Source organism: Pyrobaculum organotrophum, assembly GCF_055384425.1.
The window spans coordinates 248,176-269,529 of the sequence record NZ_AP042430.1; the positions used below are offsets into that span (position 1 = coordinate 248,176).

The following is a 21,354-nucleotide window of genomic DNA, read 5'->3' on the forward strand; positions in this document are numbered from 1 at the left end:
GAGGGGGCGAGACTATAGTCTTATCCTAAAGGAGTTGGGCGACTCAAAACAACTGCGTGTCCCTAGGTGACACGCGACTCCTATCTGTACTACTTTTAATAAGACAGCATCTCTATCACAATCAGTTCTAAACTCCTTTACTATCTGGAAGTGTCCGCTGGTCTCTCCCTTTAGCCATATTCTATTACGTGAAGTAGAGTAGTAGTGGGCCAAGCCTGTCGTCAACGTTAAAACGACAGCCACCGGGTCCATATAGCCGACCATTAAGATGTCTCTGGTTTCAATATCTTGTGCCACGGCGACTACTGTACCTCCTATGTGGCGATAGTTTAGCAATCTGGCTATTTTCCACGCCTCTTCTGGCGTTGCCAACGGCTTTGTCTCTAGATTGTCGAATATGCGCATCAGTTGTCTCACAGTTGAAGATTTATTAGCTTGACACTCCCTAGGGCTGTGCATATGCCTATATTCGACTTCGTATACGAAGAACCAGACGTTGGCTATAGTAAGATTAGGCTTCATTTTAACGAAAATCTCTTTCTCCCAGAGGAGTATTATAGAGAGATCATGCCGTCTGTAGAGCCCCAAGAGCTGAGATACTACACAGATCCCAATAACAAGAGGTTGGCTGAAAAAATCGAAATTTTCCACGGCTTACCCCAAGGATCTGTTGTCGTGACGGCCGGCGCCGATGAGGGGCTAAGGCTTGCGATGCAGCTAAGTGTACATATAAACGGCGGCTTGGCTATTGTAGAACCTACATATGGCATGGCGCATGTAATAGCTCGACAAGTTGGACTCAAGCCGACGGTGATTACATATAATAGCGACCTATCGCTAGATATAGATAGAGTAATTAAATCGGGGGTCTCTTCTGTGTATATATGTTCGCCAAACAATCCAACAGCACATTTAGTGAAAGAGGTTGAAGAACTCGTTGCAAGATTTAGTGGGCTGGTTATTCTCGACGGCGCATATGCTGAGTTTGCTGGTCTATGGACGCCTAAGTTATACGAGTATGGCAACGTGATCGAAATTAGGACGTTTTCTAAAGCCTGGGGACTTGCCGGCGCTAGAGTTGGCTATATAGTAGCTGAGAGAAAGTTAGCTCAGTCTCTTAGAGTTTTGTCGCCGCCGCATCCCATATCTTCTTTCTCTGCCAAGGTGATTGAAAATGCGCTAGAGAAGGGAAGACCCTATGTGGAACGGTCTATACAAGCCCTCAGTGTGGTACGTGAGTGGGTTTTGTCTAAGATTAAACTAGAAAAGTATTACGGCCCTGTCAACTTCGTTACTGTAAGAGTCACAAAAGCAGAGTCTATAGCGTCTAGGCTAGAGAGTGAGGGATTTGTGGTAAGAGTATTGGGGGGTAAGCCGCTTTGTTCTTCGTGTATACGTTTTACACTAGCGCCTATGGCAATAATGGAGAAATTCATATCGGCGTTTGACAAAGCATTGAAAAGTTAAAAGGTAGAGCTATTGCACTGATATGACTCCCCATCCCCATGCTTCTTGCAATACCCTCTAAAGGGAGACTACAAGAGCCTACTCTGAGGTTGTTAGAGGCTGTGGGGATAAAGCCTCTTGCCTCAGATGAAAGAGCGCTTGTATTACCAACCTCATGGAATGACGTAAATATAATCAAGGCGAGACCTGAGGATATTCCATATCTAGTAGATTCTGGTAGAATATGGGCTGGAATTACAGGCCATGATTACATAATTGAGTCTGGGTCAAATGTGGTTGAAGTACTTGACTTAGAATTCGGCAAGGGTAAGCTCGTGGTAGCTGTGCCAAAGACCAGCGGTATAAAGTCTATAGACGAACTGCCGCCGGGGGCAAGAGTTGCGACAAAGTTTGTAAACATCGCCTACAACTACTTCGCAGAGTTGGGTAAACGGGTGAGGATAGTCAGAGTTGCAGGTTCTGTCGAGATCCTACCTCAGCTAGGTATTGCAGATGCAATTTTAGACGTTATGGCTACAGGTACAACACTTGAAATACATGGGCTAACGCCCATAGCCACAGTGTTAGAGACATCTGCCAGATTAATAGTCCACCCGAACTACGTCAACCATGAGCTGACGAAAAAACTCGTGACTTTTATAAAAGGCTATTATGCCGCCCAGGGGAGAAAAATGATTTTTCTAAATGTGCCAGCTACAAAGCTGGAGGATGTGTTATCTATTCTCCCAGCTATGGAGGCCCCCAGCGTTACAAAATTAGCGAAGGGAGACGTCTACGAGGTTTTCAGCGTAGTTCCTGAGGATATTCTACCTGACCTAGTTATGAAGTTGAAAAACGCAGGGGCAAAAGACATTGTAGTTACATCTATAGAGAAATTGATTAGTTGAGACTCAGCGCATCCGTCTCTCTAACTCGGCACACACATCGCCGAGGGATAGGCCTGTAGAGTTGAGGAGGACGAGGAGGTGGTATAACAGGTCTGCTGCCTCTTCAACAATACGGCTTTTGCCCTCTGCCAATGCCGCCACGGCCACCTCTACCGCCTCCTCGCCGACTTTCCTCGCCACGTTGTGGATCCCCGAGGAGTACAGGCGGTAGGTGTAACTCTCCGGGTTCTTCTCCTCGATCCTCCTCCTTATGACTTCCTCCAGCTTCCTAAGAATTTCGCAGCTCATGCTAACGCTTGTCTGTGGTATCTGAAGCCTTCATACTCCGCCAACCTTCTGGCGGCCTCTAGAAGCTCTAGACGTCCCACAGCCTCCGCCACGCCGATTGGCTTCATGAAGGTGGCGGGCGTAATTATCCCACGCCACCTGGCCGAACCCCCGGTGGGCAATACGTGGCTTATGCCGGCGGCGTAGTCAAGGTAGGGGCTCGGCATATTTACTGAGACGGCCCCCACGTTTCTCACGCGGTACGCCACCTCCCTGGTGCCCCACACCTCGAGATGCTCAGGGGCTATCGAGTCTATGAGTCTCACCGCCTCTTCTACATCGTGGACCTTTCTAACCTCGAGAGGTCCCATGGAGGAGGTTCTCTCGCGTCTGTATATCTCGGCGGCGGCCTCCAGCAGTCCGCTGTCTGTTGAGACTAGGTAGGCGAAGGAGGTGGGGCCGTGCTCTAGTTGCGCCAACGCCCCGGCCACCGCCTTCTCCGGCGGAACCCCCTCTGCATATACCACAAGCTCTGTCGGCCCCTCTATGCCGTCGATACCCACGTGTAGAGACAATACGTACTTAGCCGCTTGGACATAGAGCCCCCCGGGCCCCGCCACCATGTCTACGCCCATGTGAAATACGGCGTAGGCGAGACCGTGTGGACCTCCGATGGGGATCACGCCGGCAACATCAAGCTCCTTCGCCACGGCAAGGAGCTCGCCGGTGGCGCCCTTGGGCGGGGTGACGACGTATATCTTCTCAACGCCGGCTGCCCTTGCAGGGACTGCAAGCATCACGAGGGTCGACACATATCTAGCCGGGACGTAGAGAGCCACCGACCTCACCGGTCTCCAGAAGACCGACCTGAGAACGCCGCCGTAGAAATCTACAGCCTCAGGCGGCTTGAGCTTACTGTAGAGCATCTCTAGGGATTTGGCCACCTCCAGCGCTGCAGCCACCACGTCTGGATCTCCGCCGGGCCTGGGTTCTAGGAGGGCTCTCTCTGGCGCAACGCCGTCAAAACGCCTTGAGTACTCCAAGGCCGCCTGTAGCCCTCTCTCCGCTACGTCGTCTACTATCTCCTCCACAGACTTCACCACGTCGCGTGGGAGGACGCGCCTCATAGCCTAACCTCCACCCCAAGCCTGTTGAGGTAACGCTTGACCTCCACCACCTCTACAACCCTAAAGTGGAAGAGACTTGCTGCCAAGACCGCGTCGGCCCCCGCGGCGACGGCCTCGTAGAAGTGTTTAAGCTCGCCGGCCCCCCCGGAGGCGATCACCGGGATTTTGACAGAGTGAGCGACCCTCCTGAGGAGCTCGACGTCGTAGCCCAGCTTTGTCCCATCTCTATCTATAGAAGTCAGCAGTATCTCCCCAGCCCCCAACTCCTCTACCTTTTTCGCCCACTCCACGGCGTCTAGGCCCGTGGGGTCGCGGCCCCCTCGGACATAGACCTCATATCTACCGCCCACGAGCTTAGCGTCTATCGCCACCACGGTGGACTGGGAGCCGAACTCCCTAGCCATATCCGCCACCAGCTGCGGGTTTTTGACGGCGGCTGTGTTCACCGAGACCTTGTCGGCGCCCGCTTTAAACAGAGCCTCTGCGTCTGACAGGCTCCTCACGCCGCCGCCGACGAGGACAGGGATCGTCACGGCGGAGGCGACCCTCCTCACAGAATCTATAAACGTGCCTCTGCCCTCTGGCGTAGCTGTTATATCTAACACGGCGATTTCGTCGGCGCCCTCCTCCTCATATCTAACGGCCATCTCCACGGGATCTCCCACCTCCTTAATGCCCATGAAGTTGACGCCCTTTACCACCACCCCCGCCTTTCCGTCCATGTCTAAGCAAGGTATCACTCTGACGGCCGGCATCGGCCACACATAATACATTTTTAAAAATGTATATCGGAGACAATATGTCCTACGTCAGAGAGACGGCGGAGACTTACGTCGCCATGTCTCTAAAAGCGGGCGAAAGGCCGCGGGTTGAGACACCGATTCCATTTCTTACACACATGCTGGAGACCTTCCTCCTATACGCCGGGTTAGGCGGGACTGTAGAGGCTAGGGAAAAGAGGAGGCTGGACGACGGCCACCACCTCATCGAAGATGTGGCCATTGCGCTGGGCAGAGCGCTGGACCAGATGCTGGGGGATCGGGGGAGGATAGCGAGGTTCGGCTGGGCGGCAGTGCCCATGGACGACGCGTTTGCGTTGGCGGCGGTGGACCTAGGCGGCAGGGCGTACTGTGTTGTGAAAGCTAAGCTCCCCCCTGTCGATCTGGGGGGCTATCCCCTCTGGATGTTTCCACACTGGGTCTGCACACTCGCTTCGGAGGCAAGAGCCACTATACATGTGTATACACGCGGCAGAGACCCACACCACAAGGTGGAGGCGGTGCACAAGGCGCTCGGGCTAGCCTTTAGACAAGCCATGTCTCCCGGGAGTGACGTCCTATCTACAAAGGGGGTGTTGGGATGATCATCCCTTCCATCGATATAGAGGGCGGCAGAGCGGTAAAGAGAGTTCAGGGGAAGAGGGGGGAGTACATATTCGTGGGGGACCCCCTCGAGCTCGCGCGTAGGTTCAGCAGAGCTGACCTAGTCCACGTGGTTGACCTAGACGGCGCTGAGGCCGGCCGCCCAGTGAACACAAACGTCGTAAAACAGGTCGCCCACGAGCTCGGCGGCCGGTGCCAGTTGGGGGGCGGACTCAGGTCGGCGGAGGCAGTGGAGTGGGCTCTATCTCTCTGTAGATACGCGGTGATTGGCTCTATGCCGTTTAAAAACCCGTCTCTGTTTGCCTCTGTTGCGGCTAAATACAGAAGCCGTCTTGTGGTTTCGCTGGACGTGAAAGGTGGCGTTGTTGTCACAGACGGTTGGACTAAGGCGGCCGCCACACCAGAGGAGGCAGCCGCGGCGCTCAAGCCCCACGGCCCCCTCGCTGCGTTGGTCATAACTTCCGTCGACGTGGAGGGGACTGGGGCCGGCTTTAGGCTACCGGTGGATCTAGCGAAGTTGAGAGACGTCGCGGTCCGCCTCTACTACGCAGGAGGCGTAAACAACTGTGTAGATGTAAAAAAGGCGTTGGAGGCGGGCTTCGACGGCGTTATCGTTGGCTACGCCATCTACAAGGGAGATCTGAAAAACTGCGCCGGCTTTATCCCTTGACCACGCCGATGGGCCTCTGCCTAACTACCTTCTTTGCAAAGCCCACCTGGTGGGTTGACTCCACTACCCTGTCCACGTCCTTGTAGGCCCACGGCGCCTCCTCGCTTATCACCTCAGTCTCCGCGCTCCTCACAATGATGCCGCGCTTCGTCATCTCTTCCTGCACCTTATGCGGCGGGTACATCCTAATGGCGGCCTCTCTGCTCAAGACGCGGCCTGCGCCATGCGGCGCCGTGCCGAAGGTGAGCTTCATAGCTTCAGGGGTGCCTACCAGTATCCAGGAAGCCGTGCCCATGCTACCCGGTATTAAAACTGGCTGGCCCACCTGTCTATATTTTGCAGGTATCTCAGGGTTTCCGGGCGGAAAGGCTCTAGTTGCTCCTTTGCGGTGTACCCACACTCTTCTCACTGTGCCTTTGTCGTCTACTATGTGTTCTTCAAGTTTTGCGATGTTGTGCGCAACGTCGTAGATAAGCTCCAGTCCCACCTTCTCTATAGAGCCAAACACCTTCTTAAAGGCTTCTCTAACCCAATGCATAATTATATGGCGGTTTGTCCAAGCAAAATTGGCGGCTGCGGCCATAGCCTTGATATAATCCTCGGCAACTTTATCATTGAGAGGAGCCGCTGCCAGCTCTCTGTCAGGCAGATTTAAGCCCCACCTCCTCATATTTCTCTCCATAATCAAAAGATAATCTGTTGCCACCTGGTGTCCAAGGCCGCGGCTCCCGGTGTGTATCATCACGAGAACTTGTCCCTCCCTCTCTATGCCAAACACTTTGGCTACTTTCTCGTCAAAAATCTTGTCTACTACCTGAATCTCTAGGAAGTGGTTCCCAGAGCCTAAGGTGCCTAACTGATCTTTGCCTCTCGCCTTGGCCTTTTCGCTGACTTTAGAGGGGTCTGCAAGCTTCCAAGACCCCCTCTCCTCTATATACTCCATATCTTCAGCCCAGCCGTACCCCTTTTGTACTGCCCACTCTACGCCTTCTGCAAGTACTCTTTCAAATTCGCCAGGCGACAGCTTGAGGTGGCCTGTGCCTCCCACTCCAGGCGGCACGAGTCTAAATATAGTGTCTACAAGCTCCTTAAGCTTCGGCCTGACCTCCTCCTCTGTGAGATTAGTCCTTAAGACGCGGACCCCACAGTTGATATCGTAACCAATGCCTCCAGGCGAAATTACACCGTTTTCTGCGTCAATTGCAGCTACGCCGCCTATGGGAAAGCCGTAACCCTGATGTCCGTCTGGGAGAATTATGCTGTATTTATAAATGCCGGGGAGACAGCCTACGTTAATGCCTTGTTCAATGGTGAGGTCGGCCTTCATTTTTTCAAGTAGTACACTATCAGCAAATATCCTGACTGGAACTTTTTGACACGGCTTTACGCCAGGTGGAATCTCCCACACATAATCATTAACTTTGTTAATAGGGAAGTTTCCCATGTAGCTACTCACGCTATGAACTTAAAAGTTTTTAGCCTTGGCGCAAAGTTTTTAAAAAAGTTATACATAATATACCGCCGGGACTATGCCGGATAAGAGCGGCTATATGCCGCGCTGTGAATCCGGCGGGGTTTACTTTTATTCGTGCTGTAAGTGGAAGACATGTGATGGCAATTATAGACACCTAGTCAAAGCGATTTCGCATCGTTGAGTTTGTGAATACTGTAGATCAATCACTGACGGCAGGGAGAAAACCGCCATGGAAAACCCCAGCCCTTTGGAACGTAAAAGAAGTTGCTGAGGGGAGCGTCATTTTGACGATGAGAATAGGTAATTTTAATCCTACGAGGTAGTGCAACTTAATAATTAGAAGTGTATAAGAGGGGCATGAGGGGCGCTGTTGTTAGTATACAAATTGCCGTATTAATGCCTATAATCTTAGCGATTGCTATCGCTCTCGCCGCATACCTATATACAACTCTCTACTCTTCGCTACAATACACTTATATAGCTGTGACGCAAGCCTATGTTTATCCCAGAGAGGTGGGCTCAGAGGTTAAAGTATGTTTTATCACAGGAGGCTCCGGAGGATTAGAAATTACTAACGTAGAGCTTAACGGGAAGATCGCCTCCAATGTAAGAATTTATGTAAACGGTTCTGTGAGAGACGTCATAAAGGCTGGGGATGTGGGATATATAAAAGCGTATTTCCCAGATGTTACTGTTGTAGCCGGTCAAATGCCTGTCGGCCGTGTAGTAACATCACAAGGCTTTAGCTTTATATTTACACCTATAGTGTCAAATTCTGAGGGGGCTTGTCCAGGGGGTTAGATATAGCCAAGGGCTTTTATTTTCGGCATCAGTTAATCAATGAAGAGGTAGATGAGTCTAGCTACCTATCTAGTCCACTTTTTGTCTGTTTTCGGCAGTATGTATTTTAACTCAGCATCTTACAGCTCTGTCTCAGAGGTAGTGGAATCGCCATGGGTGGGCAGGCAGGAGAGAGATCCCACGCCCGAGGTGTCTTGGATGCCGATGAAGACGTGGGCGAGGAGAAAGTCCCTAGACAACACCTAGGGACAGGCGAAAACTTTAAGGAGATCTCAAATCTCGTTTGTCAATATGTATAGGAGAGTAAGAGTGGTGTTGGAAAATGGCGATGTTTTTGAAGGCGTTTTAATACCGCCTACACAATTTAGTGACCCAGATATTGTGGTGTTAAAGTTGAGAAATGGTTATAACGTTGGTTTTAAAAAGAGTCGTATACGCGAAATTGTAGACTTAGGCGAAGTTGTCAGTGGCGAGCCGGCTCCGCCACGTGTGCCAGAGTTAAAGGGTGAGAAAGTTTGGCTACTAGCCACTGGGGGGACTATTCTCTCACGGGTTGATTATGTAACTGGCGGCGTATACCCGACGCTTAGTGTTGAATATCTCTTTGAAGTTTTAGGCGGCTTGGAAGCCTCTGTTGAAGCTGAACAAGTGGCGGCGAAATTTAGCGAAGACATGACTCCTGCCATGTGGTCTTACATAGCGGCCAGAGTTGGCGACGCATTTAAGAGGGGGGCTAGAGGTGTTGTGGTGCTCCACGGAACAGACACTATGCACTATACGGCAGCGGCGCTGGCTTTTGCTTTTAAAAGCGCGCCCGGGCCTATAGCGCTCGTGGGGGCGCAGAGGTCAAGCGACAGGCCTTCTACAGATGCGGTTCTTAATCTAAAGGCCGCCATGGCAGTTGCCACAAGAGCGCCATTTGCGGAGTCTGTAGTAGTTATGCATAAAGCCAGTAGCGACAGTATAATTGCCGTACATAGGGGGACAAGGGTTAGAAAAATGCATACGTCTAGGCGTGATGCTTTCCAGTCGATAAACACAACGCCCCTGGCTGAATATTATGTTGAAAAAGATCTTTTACAGATACTCGCCGAGGAGTACAAAGAGAGGGGGGCTTTAGAGTATACAGATAGATTTGAGGAGGCGGTTGCACTTGTGAAATTTTTCCCAGGGATGCACCCCAGGATGTTAGACGTGTTGCTAGAGATAGGGGCCAAGGGCGTTGTTATTGAGGGCACGGGCTTTGGCCACGTTGGAGAGTATTTACTCCCCTCCGTAAAGCGGCTGGTAGATGCCGGGGTGATTGTAGCTATGACCAGCCAGACTATCTACGGCAGGGTAAATCTCTACGTCTACCGGAGAGGGAGAGAGCTCCTTTCCCTAGGCGTAGTGCCTCTAGAAGACATGCTTCCTGAGGTGGCGTATGTCAAAATGTCGTGGGCTTTGGCAAACTTTAGGCGAGAGGAGGTGCCGCAAGTTCTCAAAACGCCTTTTGCATATGAGATAAGTCCAAGATCCGACCCTACAGCATTTGGCGCCCTATGACCGACGTACTAACTGTGGTAGATACGCTTTGTAAAACGCCGCGGGTCGGCTGGCTTCAAAGAGGGGTTACAGACGCCGAGACTGTATGTGCCCACTCTCTGCTTGTCACACTTTTAGCAGGCGAAATAGCGGCAAGATTAAACACCGAAGGAGTCGATATAAACATGGCAGAGGTTCTGGCGGTAGCCGCCGTTCATGACCTGGCGGAGGCCGTGTTGGGCCACCCCGGGCGCGAGGTACGTGACAGACTCCGTTGGGAGGAGCTCGAAGAGGAGGTCTTCAAGAGAGAGTTTCCACACCTGGCCGAGTTTTTTAGATGGTATAGATATGAGACAAATACTGTAGGTAGAATAGTGGCGTTTGCAGATAAGTTAGCCACTCTCATAAGAGCTTGTCGCTATAGCCAGTTGGGCTATCCGACAGAGGATTTGGCGAGGTCTTTGTACAAAAAATTAATGGCTTATGACGATTTTGCACATATTTTAGACTACTACGTCAGTAAATACTGCCGAGGGTTGAGCTAATACTTTTTTCTTCTAGTTCGCAAAAGTCTGTAGCACATTGTACAATCGGGTCTATATCTCCCCGTTTGTACTCGTCGGGTGGCGTGTCTGCTCTGTCGAGCATAGCGTTTTAGAGGCGGTTCTTCAGCTGTTTTAAGCCGTAGAGAAGTCCTACAGTCTAAACTCGTAAAACTCTCTCACCTATGAACCAACCGGCCCTGGAGACCGGCCGGATATTGCGGTCTGACGCGCCCGTCCGCGTGGGCACGGCTGGCCCCCACGCCCGCGGCCGCCAAAAGGCGTACCCACGGGCGCGTCCCGAGCCCTCCCGAGGAAGGCCTGCGTCATAAAGGAGGGGCTCTAGTCCCGGGTATGGTTCATGGAGATTTACGAGTTTTTAAACTAGACCCCCATCTTGAAGGGCTGAGCTTTCGGTTGATAAACACAATAAGTCTCACGCCAGACAAGCGGGAGTTGGCGCACCGGATTATCGAAGAGGTGTTCCCTAAGTACGGGCTTAAAAAAGTATTTCATAGATAAAGCCAAGGTGTTTTGGTGCGACGTAGTGTTCTACAGGGCGGTTCCGTTAAACGTCCAACTGAAGATCGAGGACGAGAAAGGCGTGGGAACGTCCGTCTTCGTCGACTTAAAGAAGGGCGTAGTCTAATCTGAGACATCGTGGTAGACGCGGCGCGTGAAATCATTAAGTTGGCCAGAGAGCACCAAGCCGCCGTCGTGGTAGACACGATGGAGGAGGAGAGTTACCGGGAGCTGAAGGAGGGGGACAGTAGCGGAGTGAAGAAACACTTCCTAGACGGGCTCGGGCAGTTGAGGAAGATGTTGAAGGAGTTGACGCAGTGGTATGGCATTCCGTACTTGGAGGAGCAACTGTATTCGATCGTTCGCCCCCGTTGCGGGGCTAATATGGCGGTGAAGAAGGGCCGCTTCATGTGCTTTCCCGCCTGCGGCTTCGGGGCACATAGAGACAACGTGTCCGTGATTTGGGCAGAGAAGAAGTATTGAGAACTGATAGAAAAGGCAAAACAACCCGCTTCTTCCGCACCGGCAACCACCCCACTTAACCTCGTAACTCTCTCTATTTCATGAACGACGCATGGCCCCCCAGGGCGGCAGACGGGGGCGCCAAGCTGTTACAATATAAACAACCAGCGGCCAGCCCCCGTATGACCCGCCCCCCCGCCCCGGCACACCCGAGGCGGGTCCTTAAGTCCCCCAGGGAGGGGCCAAGAAAGAGATAGGGGGACGATTTCAGGGAAATGCCTCTGTTGTTAACAACGCCCGTAGCACATCTCTTATGCTTATAACGCCTATGATCTTACCTTGGTCTACTACAGGCATGTGGCGTATGTTATGTTCTATCATTTTTACAGCGGCGGAAATTATGGAGTCTTCCACTGATGCGGTGATCAAAGTCTTACGTGCGACTTTCTCTAGCGGGGTTTTTAAATCGATTTCTTGAGCTAAAAATCTGACTATGTCCCGCTCAGTAACTATTCCGACAGGGTTACCAGATCTATCTAGCACCACAACGCTTCCGACATTTGCAGCATACATCTTAGCAATGGCACACTCAATGGGTTCGTCAATATAGCAAGAGATTACAGAATTTTTCACGAGATCTTTTACCTTCATAGTAATATTACAATTCAGAATTTAAAAGTATTACTAAGTTAAACGAGTAGACCTAGGAATAACAAAAGACTTAATAAGAAAGCCGAGCATATTTCCATGTTATTATTAACAATAGACGTTGGAAGTCAGAAGGTAGGTAAAAAAGAGCTTAATGTCTCCGGTATCCTTGAAATAGCGCTAACAGTACATAAAGAGGCAGAGTCATGGCGCTTAGACCCCCTATCTCCTGAAGCCCCCGTGGTATTCGGCTTCGGCCCTTTCGTAGGCGGAAGACTATACGGAGTACACAGACTTGTGTTTGTATTTAAAAGCCCGCAGACAAAGACTCTTCATATATCTGCTATAGGCGGCGTTGCATATAAAGCGATGGGCATGGGCGCTCAAGCCGTTTCTATTGTCGGAAAGGCGGAGAGGCCGATCGCTTTGTTTATTGCAAACGGCGATGTGAAATTTATAGAGGTAAACCCAAGCGACGCATATGAAACAGCTAGACAATTATACGAGCGCTATATAGACTTTTTTAAACAATATGGTGCGAGAGCGCTTGTCGTAGGACCTGCGGCATATACCACATACAACGGCGCTGTTATATCTATAGATATAGACGTTAAAAAAGGTGAGTTTAAACTAGGCGCGGAAGACTTTGCCGCGCGAGGCGGCCCAGGCACGGCGCTTGCCCAAGGGCACAACGTTGCAGCAATTGTGTTGGGGGGCTTTAAAAAGCCGTTGTATGAAAAAATATCAGATCCAGAGGCTATAGACAAGATATTTCTCTATAAGTTTGGAAAACGTTATATCGATGTTGTACAAGAGAAGACTATTAAATATAGATTCGACCCGAAGCTAGGGACGGGAGGCACCTTTGGCGTAAATTATCTACACTACCGCGACCTTCTCCCCCTTTTCGGCTATAAATCCATATATATGTCTAAGGAGGAGAGAATAAAACATGCGGACTTGATAGTAGAGCTGTTCTGGAGGCCCTTCCAGAGAGAGGTATTTGAAAAATCAAAAAGTTGGTATAACTGCGGAGAGCCCTGTCCAGTCGTCTGTAAAAAAGTGTGGCGCGGCAAGAAGGTCGACTATGAGTCATTCCACGCCGCCGGGCCCTTCATAGGCAACTACCTATTTGAAGAGGCTGTTCCTCTCGTCGATAAGATAGATAGACTCGGTCTAGACGCCATAGAGACTGGACATATAGTTGCCTGGCTCTTTGACGCCGTATATGTAGGCCTTTTAAAGCCAGAAGAGGTGGGCATAGACGAAATTCCAGCATTTAACCCACAGAGTTTTAACCCGGTGGAGGACTCTAGAAAAAACGCCCGGCTTGCGATAAAGCTTGTGGAAAATTTTGTAAATAACACTACCGAGGTGTTGTCGCTTGTTGCAAAGTACGGAATTAGGAAGGCCGCGCGGGAGTTAGAAAGAAAATTTCACGACAGAGTAGTAACTACTGGCCATAGGTTTAGAGACCTTGCAGTATATGCGGCATATGGTACCGAGGGGTATATGACGCCTAACTTCTACTGGGCGCCCGGCCTAGTGGCGCCGATGTATATACAAGGCCGCTACTGGACAAACTACAACCCCACCTTCATGGCGCCTGAGGACTTCGCAAAGTCATCTTACGAGAGGGCGGTGGCCGAGGCCTATATAGACAACGCAGGGATATGTAGATTCCACCGCGGATGGGCAGAGCCCGTGTTGAAAGAGCTATATACACTTGTGGGTCTCAACCCCCCGACCCCTGAGATCTACAGAGGGTTTGCCCAGTATGCGAAGTTAGCAGGGGCAGAGCCCATGCCCTGGGAGAGCAAAAGGGCGAAAGACCTCGTCTCCACGCTGGCGAGGGAGCTAGGCTCAAAAGAGTGGCAGTTCCAAGACTATGACGACTACTACGAGTGGTGGATTAGGTTCAAGGACGCGCTTGACAAGCTCATCAGTGAGGGTGCCTAGGCTCGTGGACTAGCTCGTGCGGAAATTCTTTCAGTTCGCCTCTTTTTAATTTTTCCAATGCCTCAACTACGGTGGCGCCTTCTGCAAGATATATCTTGACTCCCCTTGCCTTGAAGGCATAGTAGGCGGGCCTCCCAATTTCCCTAGTGATCACTACATCGGGCTTGAGCCTGAGGATCTCCTCCCACCTGTGCCCGCGCCCAGTGATCACTTCGTCGTTTTTATAACTCTCAACTCTATCGCCATCTACTACCAAGAAATACGGCGCTTCTCCAAACTCGTCAGAGATCGGGGAATTGAGGCCTTTAAGTTCGTTTACCGGAATCAGTATACGCATGACAAAAATATTCGTTTCCCATTTTTAATAATATCCAGTGAATAACAACTATATACTCTATATATTATTAAATAATGTATATAAAAATCGTTTTGTAGTAATATATATTTAACTTTATAGTAATTTAGCGTATTAGACTGCGATAGATGCGAAATAGATAAAGTTAAATAGTGATAGTTATTCATACTTATGTTAGAGATTCGTTTTCACGGCCGCGGCGGCCAGGGTATGGTCACTGCAGCACAAGTTCTTGCGACAGCGGCAATCCTAGAGGGTAAATACGCACAAGCATTTCCTGAGTTTGGCCCAGAACGTAGAGGGGCTCCTGTAAAATCCTACCTCCGTATCTCTGGCAAACCGATATATTCGCGCGAGCCTGTCTTAAACCCAGATGTTATTGTAGTGGCGGACCACTCACTCTTTGTTGCCGAAAATCCTCTTGATGGGGCGAAGCCCACGACTATTCTAGTTGTAAACGGCGTATATAAGACATCTTTAAAGACTTATTACATAGATGCAACTTCTCTCTCTATGAAAATCTTAGGGAGGCCTATTGTAAACACGGCTTTGATAGGCGCGGTTATTAAGGCAACAGGTGTGGTTTCGTTAAGCTCGGTAATTGAAGCATTGAGAAAATACTTCTCAGGCAAGCTATACGATCTAAATGTAAAACTAATAGAGACGGCATACCAGGAGACAAAAGAGCTATGACACTTCCTAAGGCAACTGAGTTGCCTATAGGGGCGGTAATACCTGAGCCTGGCTCTACTAGGAAAAACATTACAGCCGGTTGGAGGACTTTGAGACCTGTGATAAACGACGAAAGATGTATAAGATGCCAGCTCTGTTGGCTCTACTGTCCCGAGGGTACTATAGTAGAAAAGAGGGGCGTGTTTAAAGTTGGAAATAGAACCTACGATGTAAAGTATGAAATAAATTATGACTATTGCAAAGGTTGTGGTATTTGTGCAAACGAATGTCCTACTAAGGCAATAGAGATGGTTCCAGAGACGACATGATGCAGATACAGGAGGTAAAACATAAAGAAGCGTTGACTAGCAACTACGCCGTTGCATATGCGGTAAAAGCTGCAGATGTAGACGTCATTGCTGTATATCCAATCACGCCGCAGACCACAATAGTTGAGAAACTAGCTGAATTTGTAGCCAACGGCGAGTTAAACGCAGAGCTTATACATGTGGAGTCTGAACACTCAGCTCTCTCGGCTGTAGTAGGCGCGTCGGCGACAGGCGCTAGAGTTTTTACAGCGACGTCAAGCCAGGGGTTGGAATATGCACACGAGATACTCCATATTGCAAGCGCCTTGAGACTCCCCATAGTCATGGCTGTTCCCGCAAGGGCGCTTTCTGCGCCAATTAGCATACACGGCGATTATAGTGATGTCATGAACGCAAGAGATACCGGTTGGGTCATTTATATTGTCGCATCTGCCCAAGAGGCTTACGACACTATTATACAAGCGTATAGGCTAGCCGAGTCTGTATATTTACCAGTCATGGTGGCGTACGACGGCTTCTTAATGAGCCATACGGTAGAGCCTGTAGAACTTAACGATGAGAGTGAAGTCAGAAAATTCCTCCCACGCCAAATAAGGCCATATACGCTTAACCCCAAACGCCCAGTTACCATGGGTCCTCTTGCATCTCCAGATTGGTATTACGAGTTCAAGTACCAACAAGTGTTGGCGCTTAGAGAGGCTTATAAAGTCGCAAAAGAGGTAGATGTCGCATATGGCTCGAAATTTGGCCGTAGCTACGGCGTAGTTGAAACATATAAGATGGAAGACGCCGACTATGCATTAGTTACATACGGCGGCGCGGCTTACGGCAATGCGAGAATAGCCGCAGATAGAGCAAGAGAGAAAGGTATTGCAGCTGGAGTTATAAGAGTGAGGTTATACAGACCGTTTCCCACTTTGGAGATTCTAAAGGCGTTAGAAGGGGTCAAGGCCTTTGCAGTAGTCGACCGGGCGATAATGTTTGGCAGTCCCGCCGAGGGACCGTTATATAAAGACATAGCAACGGCTATGTATATGAACGGCATAGATAAACCGGCGATAAATATAATCCACGGCATAGGGCAGCGCACGATATATGTCGAAGATTTATACAAGGTGTATACAATGCTAAAAGATAGGCCGGGTAAAGAAGTTGTATTTATGGGCGTGAGGATATGAAGCTCTACTATAGGACTCTAAGAGATTTACCACGTGAGGAGCTCTTTGCCCCTGGCCATAGGATGTGCGCCGGTTGTGGCGCCGCAATTGCCATGAGGTGGATAACAAAAACGGTAGGTCCTAACGCAATAATAGTCAATGCGACCGGCTGTGTTGAAGTTACAACAACGCCGTATCCAGAAACGGCGTGGATGCACCCCTATATACACGTGGCGTTTGAAAACTCTGCAGCAGTGGCATCTGGCGTGGAGGCCGCGATAAAAACTCTCAAGAGAAAGGGTATGTGGGATGCGGGGGATACAAAAGTAGTTGTGATTGCAGGAGACGGCGGGACATACGATATAGGTTTACAGTCGCTCAGTGGGATGCTTGAACGGAGACACGGCGTTTTGTACATACTCTACGACAACGAGGCCTACATGAACACAGGCATACAAAGAAGCGGCTCCACGCCAAAATTTGCCTGGACAACAACAACGCCTGTGGGTACTGCAATTAGAGGGAAAATACAATGGAAAAAAGACATCATGGGCATAGTAATGGCCCACAGAGTGCCTTATGCTGCAACAGCAAGTGTAGCGTATGTATTAGATATGGTAAATAAGATAAAGACGGCGCTTGAATATACCGCGGAGGGTCCCACATTCCTACATATCTTTACCCCCTGTGTCCCCGGTTGGCGCTATCCAGAAAATAAGACAGTTGAAGTTGCTAGACTAGCGGTAGAGACCGGCTATTTCCCACTTTACGAATGGGACCATGGCAAGTTGATACTAAATCCGCCGAGTAACAATCATATAGACAAATCGAGAAGAAAGCCGTTAAAAGAATATTTAAAACTTCAGGGGAGATTTGCTCACCTCACCGAAGAGGAAATAACAGAGCTAGAAAAAGAACTTGATGCCTATTGGCAATATCTCGCAAAATTAGCTCAATTATAGCCTTGGTCTCGGCAGGCTATATTTTCTACAACAGAATTGTGAAGAAAGACTTGACATAATCTCTCTATTCTTCGTGGAGAGCATAGCGCCATCCGGCTTGTGTACGATGGCTTTACGCCACGACCGGACTACTAATTATGTGAGCCCCACAGCTCAAGGCGACGGCAGTTCAACTTTAAAGGGCTTATCATATTATCAATGTATTTCTCTTATCTGAGCGTGTTTATATGCGTAGCTCTTAAAAAATATGCGAGTGTAGTTGTCATGACAAGAACGATCCTGCTTACACTAGGGCTAGCCGCATTAATCCTAGCGGCGACAACTGTAGTCATACCTCCCACGGCAAAATTTGAACAAATTGCCTATAAGGTAGAGGAGACCACGCTGAAGATACAGGGCGCTGGCGTGGCGACACTGGCGAGACCGTATGTGACACCTGGTGAGGGCTACGTATACGCGGGTATGAAGATAGAGTTTCTCGGCGCATACCCCTCCATCCAGGTGGGAGCTGACGGCCAGATAAGCAAGACCTTTGACCAAAACGGCTTCGTGTCCGCCGTATATGTCGGCCCCGACGCCTCCAAGGTCACCCTGATAAACACAGCAAAGGACCAGGTGGAGGTGAAGGTGAGGATCACCTACACTTACGTCAAGGCGAGCTACATCCCGCTCAACGGAGACACCACCCTTGAGGTCAACGTCCCAGACGGCAAGCTTGCGCAAGGCTTCAACGCCATGGCTAGGCTCACCATCGAGCCCTATGCCTCCTACGTCGTAAAGTCCGTGGAGAGACCCGACGGCACCCCCGCCACCGTCTATAGAGTTGAGCCTAAGGTGGTGGAGATAAACACCCCGGGCAAGTACAAGATTGTCATCGGCCAAGGCCCGGCGATGCCCGCTGCCATGTTGGTCAAAAGCCTCTCTAAACAGACCGCTTCCGTGGCGCCCAACGGAGAGTTCGCCGTATCCGGCGCAGAGGTGGGCGTCCCCCAGGGCTGGAAGCTACTTGGCTACGTGGTGTTCGCATACACCGCAGACGCCAACCTAATCGGCAAGGAGGTGACCGGCGACATCGCCATCTCCGGCGGCTTGGTGGACACGGTGACAGACGTCAATCAGAACATCATAGTTAGAAGCGTTTCGTACCTAATACCGCCCGTCTGGAACTTCAACATCAGGTACAAGATCGCGATAGTCTATGGCGAGGGCTTCAAGATAACCTCCACCTTGCCCAGCACCGTCAATGTGATATACATACCCATCGTGTACAAGGAAGCCCAGGTCAAGTGGTTGCCCGACAGAGCTTTGGTCAACATAACAGACGTTGACGTGGCAGACGGCCAGTGGACAGCCATAGTGATGCAGTTGCCCGAGTTGGCCAAGATCGTGGCCATCAGAACCCCCGGCAACGCCATGATATCCAATGCCACAGACGTTAAGCTAGTGTGGGGCGGCGGTCTGAGGGCGGCCTCCATATCGCCTGACGGAAGGCAGGCCTACCTAGTGGTGCAGATGGGAGACACCAAGGAGGTCGGAACCTACACCTTCATAATCAACTGGAGGCCCATGAGGATACCTGTGGTAGACACCAAGGGCCGCCCAGTGTCACAGCTGTCTGCTGTCTCTGACAAATTCGAGGCGGCTGCCTCCACCGGCTACGTCGAGGTGAAGGTCTACAAACCCGAGCCCTTCGCCCTAGATATTAGCTACAAGGGAGTCAAGGCGGTCCACGTCGAGGTGAACTCCTTGATCGCCAGTCCGCAGCCGGTGACGTTGGGCATATACACCGTCAAGATAGTGGTGGTCGGCGCCTTGAACCAGCCGATAGCGGAGGCGTCTGTGGCTATTGAGGGCTTCCCGGCCTCCGGCAAAACCGACAGCTCTGGAGCTGTGAGGTTCCCAGACGTGCTGGCCGGCACGTACAAGGTTAACGTCGACGTCGGAGGAAGGGTCAAGGTAAGCGATACAATCGACGTCAACGGAGACGTAGAGAAAGTCATAAAGACGCCTATAGTGGCCGTGGTAGGCGGCGTGCCCATAACTACGCTAGACGCCCTGGCAACTGTCGGCGGGCTCTCCGCGGCTGGGCTGTACTTCGCCTTTGCAAGAAGAAGAGAGCCTGTTGCCGAGGTAGAACAAATATAACCCCTCTTTACCCTAAATCTTCTTTTTAAAAGGTTCTATTTTTTACGTGCCCATAGTTAGAACTTACGTAGATGAAAAAGGGGAACCTAGGGCACGTATCATAGATGAGGGTGGGAGATATGTTATTTCTTTTGATGTATTTGAGCCGGTTGTAGAACCTCCTTCAGATGCCGAAGTTTTATACATTGGAGAGCGTTACAGAGTGTTTATAAGAAGGCGTAATCTGTTAAATGGTATATGTGAATTTCTCTATTTTCAATTTCACGGTGGAGTTCAATTAATAAATGTAAAATATGTCGGACCTGATGATCCAGATACAGTAATACCGGCGCTACTTAAGGCTTATGAGGAGGAGGTATCCCAACATAAAAAAGATGACAGAAATTAGAAGTATCACAAGGACCTCTTTTATCTTTGGTCTTCTATACTCTGGCGGCGATTTTACCACAAACACGAGGTAGGTAATTGTGAGTACAATGGCGTACGCCATGGTGGCAACGACTAGGGCAAGTATTGGTTCCATATGTCGCGAATTTTAAAGTGGTCTCTTATATATAGATTCTTTTTAACTCTGTGCTAGCTTTTCACCTCCACCTCTATCAGCCAGAGAGAGCCGACCCGTGGCTCGAGATTATTTTTCCTGAGCCGTCCGCATCTCCCTATAGACACTGGAATGAGCGCGTATCACATGAATGTTATGAGCCAAATGCCGAGCTTAGGAACTATCAGTGGGTGAGTTTTGACGTAGGGCCGACACTACTTAATTGGCTTCGTCAAAATAAGCCGCTTGTATACATGGCGTTGTTAGAGGCAGATAGAGCGGGAGCGGAGAGGTGGGGCCATGGCAATGCGCTTGCGCATCCATATTATCACGTCATCCTTCCGCTCCTTCCGAGGCGAGATAGAGAAGTGCTCATCTACTGGGGGATAGAGTATTTCAAGAGACACTTTAGGAGGAGTCCTGAGGGTATGTGGCTCCCAGAGATGGCCGTCGATTACGAGACGCTGGAGGTTTTAGTTGACTACGGCATTTCCTATACAGTGTTGACACAAAGTCAGATAAAGGACAGAAGGTCTGGGGGGCCTTATAAAGTGGTGCTTCCAAGCGGTAGGAATATTGCCGTTTTTGTCCGAAATGAGACTCTCTCTAATAGTTTGGCATTTGGCGGATTTGAGAAATTTGTAGAAGCTCTAAGAGGAGTCTCTGGAGATATAGTCATAGCTCTTGATGGAGAGACTTTTGGTCACCATATAAAAGGCGCAGAGAAAGCGTTAGCGCAATTTATTGCCAGCCGCCGTGGGGAATTGACGAACTTGGGGAAGCTTTACGAAAATGGCTATATCGGCGAGGTGGAGATTATTGAAAAAACTTCGTGGAGTTGTCCACACGGCCTCGGAAGATGGAGTAGAGACTGTGGATGCGACGGCCCCGCCCCTTGGAGAGAGGGGCTGAGGAAGCTAGTGGATTGGATAGGCGAGGTGGTGGATAAAGTTTTTGATGAAAAATTTGGGGTGCGCGGCTGGCAGATGTTAAAAGAATATATAAACGTGATTTTAGGCGGTGATAACTCGGCGTTTTCTCCAGAGGAGCTTAGACTTCTTGAGGCAGAGAGGGCTAAGCTTGCCGCCAATACCAGCGACGCGTGGTTTTTTGCAAAAGTTGGGATAGAGTTTGGCATCGCCGTGAAATGGGCGCTTAGAGCTGTGGAACTTCTCGGCGATTTGTCGTTACTTGAAGAATTTACGAAAAGACTTGGCGAGATTGTTTTTGACGGCAAGACGGCCCTAGCCTACTGCCCCATGATTAGAGGCCCGCTTATGGCTGCGATGATGTATATCTCGCTCCTTACCTCTGGACATACGCCAGAGAAGGTCGGGCCGTATGTGATACGGCAGGTAAACGACGAATTTGAAATTTTTGACATCAGGACTCGAGACTCATTTCGTTTTCGCCATGACTTATTGTGGGGATTTTTAGAAAGTTTTAAATAATGTGTAGAGA

The 21,354-nt window shown here is 50.0% G+C and carries 23 protein-coding genes and 1 pseudogene; 16 read left to right on the top strand and 8 right to left on the bottom strand.

The window, feature by feature from the left end; all coding sequences use genetic code 11:
• Positions 1–12 precede the first annotated feature (12 nt).
• Positions 13–405: a phosphoribosyl-AMP cyclohydrolase gene (gene hisI, locus ACZ49R_RS01590; RefSeq protein ID WP_464734075.1), complete on the bottom strand. Its 393-nt coding sequence runs from the start codon at positions 403–405 to the stop codon at positions 13–15.
• A gap of 54 nt (positions 406–459) precedes the next feature.
• Here hisI and ACZ49R_RS01595 point away from each other — a divergent pair, with 54 nt between their 5' ends.
• Entirely contained in the window at positions 460–1,467 is a 1,008-nt protein-coding gene (locus ACZ49R_RS01595) for a pyridoxal phosphate-dependent aminotransferase (protein WP_464734076.1), read from the top strand.
• A gap of 38 nt (positions 1,468–1,505) precedes the next feature.
• Positions 1,506–2,354 carry an ATP phosphoribosyltransferase gene (gene hisG, locus ACZ49R_RS01600; RefSeq protein ID WP_011762955.1) on the top strand — a complete coding sequence of 283 codons (849 nt, stop codon included), beginning with the start codon at positions 1,506–1,508 and terminating at the stop codon, positions 2,352–2,354.
• A gap of 3 nt (positions 2,355–2,357) precedes the next feature.
• Here hisG and hisE read toward each other — a convergent pair whose 3' ends face one another.
• The 3 genes from hisE to hisF are packed head-to-tail and all read right to left on the bottom strand — an operon-like array spanning position 2,358 to position 4,503.
• Positions 2,358–2,642: a phosphoribosyl-ATP diphosphatase gene (gene hisE / locus ACZ49R_RS01605; protein WP_011762956.1), complete on the bottom strand. Its 285-nt coding sequence runs from the start codon at positions 2,640–2,642 to the stop codon at positions 2,358–2,360.
• Positions 2,639–3,748, bottom strand: a complete 1,110-nt coding sequence (gene hisD / locus ACZ49R_RS01610) for a histidinol dehydrogenase (protein ID WP_464733463.1) — start codon at positions 3,746–3,748, stop codon at positions 2,639–2,641. The genes hisE and hisD overlap by 4 nt, the downstream gene beginning before the upstream one ends.
• Positions 3,745–4,503: an imidazole glycerol phosphate synthase subunit HisF gene (gene hisF / locus ACZ49R_RS01615; protein WP_464733464.1), complete on the bottom strand. Its 759-nt coding sequence runs from the start codon at positions 4,501–4,503 to the stop codon at positions 3,745–3,747. Before hisF ends, hisD begins: the two co-directional genes overlap by 4 nt.
• 44 nt (positions 4,504–4,547) lie before the next feature.
• Here hisF and hisB point away from each other — a divergent pair, with 44 nt between their 5' ends.
• Positions 4,548–5,111: an imidazoleglycerol-phosphate dehydratase gene (hisB, locus tag ACZ49R_RS01620; RefSeq protein ID WP_464733465.1), complete on the top strand. Its 564-nt coding sequence runs from the start codon at positions 4,548–4,550 to the stop codon at positions 5,109–5,111.
• Positions 5,108–5,800, top strand: coding sequence for a 1-(5-phosphoribosyl)-5-[(5-phosphoribosylamino)methylideneamino] imidazole-4-carboxamide isomerase (locus ACZ49R_RS01625; protein WP_464733466.1), 693 nt, complete (start codon positions 5,108–5,110; stop codon positions 5,798–5,800). Before hisB ends, ACZ49R_RS01625 begins: the two co-directional genes overlap by 4 nt.
• Here ACZ49R_RS01625 and ACZ49R_RS01630 read toward each other — a convergent pair.
• The gene (locus tag ACZ49R_RS01630) at positions 5,790–7,244 is read right to left on the bottom strand and encodes an RtcB family protein (protein ID WP_011762961.1); all 1,455 of its coding nucleotides are present in this window, start codon (positions 7,242–7,244) and stop codon (positions 5,790–5,792) included. The two genes, ACZ49R_RS01625 and ACZ49R_RS01630, sit on opposite strands and share 11 nt — an antisense overlap.
• Before the next feature lie 387 nt (positions 7,245–7,631).
• On the opposite strand from ACZ49R_RS01630, the gene ACZ49R_RS01635 reads away from it, so the two are divergent.
• The 4 genes and pseudogenes from ACZ49R_RS01635 to ACZ49R_RS01650 all read left to right on the top strand — a co-directional run.
• Positions 7,632–8,075 (top strand): hypothetical protein, encoded by a 444-nt coding sequence (locus ACZ49R_RS01635; protein WP_464733467.1) that lies wholly within the window; start codon positions 7,632–7,634, stop codon positions 8,073–8,075.
• Between the two features lie 291 nt (positions 8,076–8,366).
• Positions 8,367–9,620: a Glu-tRNA(Gln) amidotransferase subunit GatD gene (gene gatD, locus ACZ49R_RS01640; RefSeq protein ID WP_464733468.1), complete on the top strand. Its 1,254-nt coding sequence runs from the start codon at positions 8,367–8,369 to the stop codon at positions 9,618–9,620.
• Positions 9,617–10,144 carry an HD domain-containing protein gene (locus ACZ49R_RS01645; RefSeq protein WP_464733469.1) on the top strand — a complete coding sequence of 176 codons (528 nt, stop codon included), beginning with the start codon at positions 9,617–9,619 and terminating at the stop codon, positions 10,142–10,144. Before gatD ends, ACZ49R_RS01645 begins: the two co-directional genes overlap by 4 nt.
• Before the next feature lie 432 nt (positions 10,145–10,576).
• Positions 10,577–11,230, top strand: a pseudogene (locus tag ACZ49R_RS01650) (transposase family protein); the annotation flags it as partial.
• A 162-nt stretch (positions 11,231–11,392) separates the two neighbouring features.
• On the opposite strand, the gene ACZ49R_RS01655 reads toward ACZ49R_RS01650, so the two are convergent.
• Positions 11,393–11,776 (bottom strand): CBS domain-containing protein, encoded by a 384-nt coding sequence (locus tag ACZ49R_RS01655; RefSeq protein ID WP_011762965.1) that lies wholly within the window; start codon positions 11,774–11,776, stop codon positions 11,393–11,395.
• 96 nt (positions 11,777–11,872) lie between these two features.
• On the opposite strand from ACZ49R_RS01655, the gene ACZ49R_RS01660 reads away from it, so the two are divergent.
• The gene (locus tag ACZ49R_RS01660) at positions 11,873–13,732 is read left to right on the top strand and encodes an aldehyde ferredoxin oxidoreductase N-terminal domain-containing protein (protein WP_464733470.1); all 1,860 of its coding nucleotides are present in this window, start codon (positions 11,873–11,875) and stop codon (positions 13,730–13,732) included.
• Here ACZ49R_RS01660 and ACZ49R_RS01665 read toward each other — a convergent pair.
• A complete protein-coding gene (locus ACZ49R_RS01665) occupies positions 13,716–14,069 on the bottom strand; it encodes a NifB/NifX family molybdenum-iron cluster-binding protein (protein ID WP_464733471.1) in 354 nt (117 codons plus the stop codon). The two genes, ACZ49R_RS01660 and ACZ49R_RS01665, sit on opposite strands and share 17 nt — an antisense overlap.
• Positions 14,070–14,258: 189 nt before the next feature.
• Here ACZ49R_RS01665 and ACZ49R_RS01670 point away from each other — a divergent pair, with 189 nt between their 5' ends.
• The 6 genes from ACZ49R_RS01670 to ACZ49R_RS01695 all read left to right on the top strand — a co-directional run bounded on the left by ACZ49R_RS01670 (position 14,259) and on the right by ACZ49R_RS01695 (position 19,740).
• Entirely contained in the window at positions 14,259–14,780 is a 522-nt protein-coding gene (locus tag ACZ49R_RS01670) for a 2-oxoacid:acceptor oxidoreductase family protein (RefSeq protein ID WP_464733472.1), read from the top strand.
• Positions 14,777–15,088 carry a 4Fe-4S binding protein gene (locus ACZ49R_RS01675; RefSeq protein ID WP_464733473.1) on the top strand — a complete coding sequence of 104 codons (312 nt, stop codon included), beginning with the start codon at positions 14,777–14,779 and terminating at the stop codon, positions 15,086–15,088. The genes ACZ49R_RS01670 and ACZ49R_RS01675 overlap by 4 nt, the downstream gene beginning before the upstream one ends.
• Positions 15,088–16,266, top strand: coding sequence for a ferredoxin oxidoreductase (locus tag ACZ49R_RS01680; RefSeq protein ID WP_464734077.1), 1,179 nt, complete (start codon positions 15,088–15,090; stop codon positions 16,264–16,266). Before ACZ49R_RS01675 ends, ACZ49R_RS01680 begins: the two co-directional genes overlap by 1 nt.
• Positions 16,263–17,207 carry a pyruvate synthase subunit PorB gene (gene porB, locus ACZ49R_RS01685; RefSeq protein WP_011762973.1) on the top strand — a complete coding sequence of 315 codons (945 nt, stop codon included), beginning with the start codon at positions 16,263–16,265 and terminating at the stop codon, positions 17,205–17,207. Before ACZ49R_RS01680 ends, porB begins: the two co-directional genes overlap by 4 nt.
• 264 nt (positions 17,208–17,471) lie before the next feature.
• Positions 17,472–19,352, top strand: coding sequence for a carboxypeptidase-like regulatory domain-containing protein (locus tag ACZ49R_RS01690; protein ID WP_464733474.1), 1,881 nt, complete (start codon positions 17,472–17,474; stop codon positions 19,350–19,352).
• A 46-nt stretch (positions 19,353–19,398) separates the two neighbouring features.
• On the top strand, positions 19,399–19,740 hold the full coding sequence (locus ACZ49R_RS01695; RefSeq protein ID WP_011762975.1) for a hypothetical protein: 342 nt from the start codon (positions 19,399–19,401) through the stop codon (positions 19,738–19,740).
• Here ACZ49R_RS01695 and ACZ49R_RS01700 read toward each other — a convergent pair.
• The gene (locus tag ACZ49R_RS01700; protein WP_053240383.1) at positions 19,684–19,875 is read right to left on the bottom strand and encodes a hypothetical protein; all 192 of its coding nucleotides are present in this window, start codon (positions 19,873–19,875) and stop codon (positions 19,684–19,686) included. The genes ACZ49R_RS01695 and ACZ49R_RS01700 overlap by 57 nt on opposite strands.
• Before the next feature lie 50 nt (positions 19,876–19,925).
• Between ACZ49R_RS01700 and ACZ49R_RS01705 the strand changes: the two genes are divergently transcribed.
• A complete protein-coding gene (locus ACZ49R_RS01705; RefSeq protein WP_464733475.1) occupies positions 19,926–21,344 on the top strand; it encodes a DUF3536 domain-containing protein in 1,419 nt (472 codons plus the stop codon).
• The last annotated feature ends 10 nt before the right edge of the window (positions 21,345–21,354 follow it).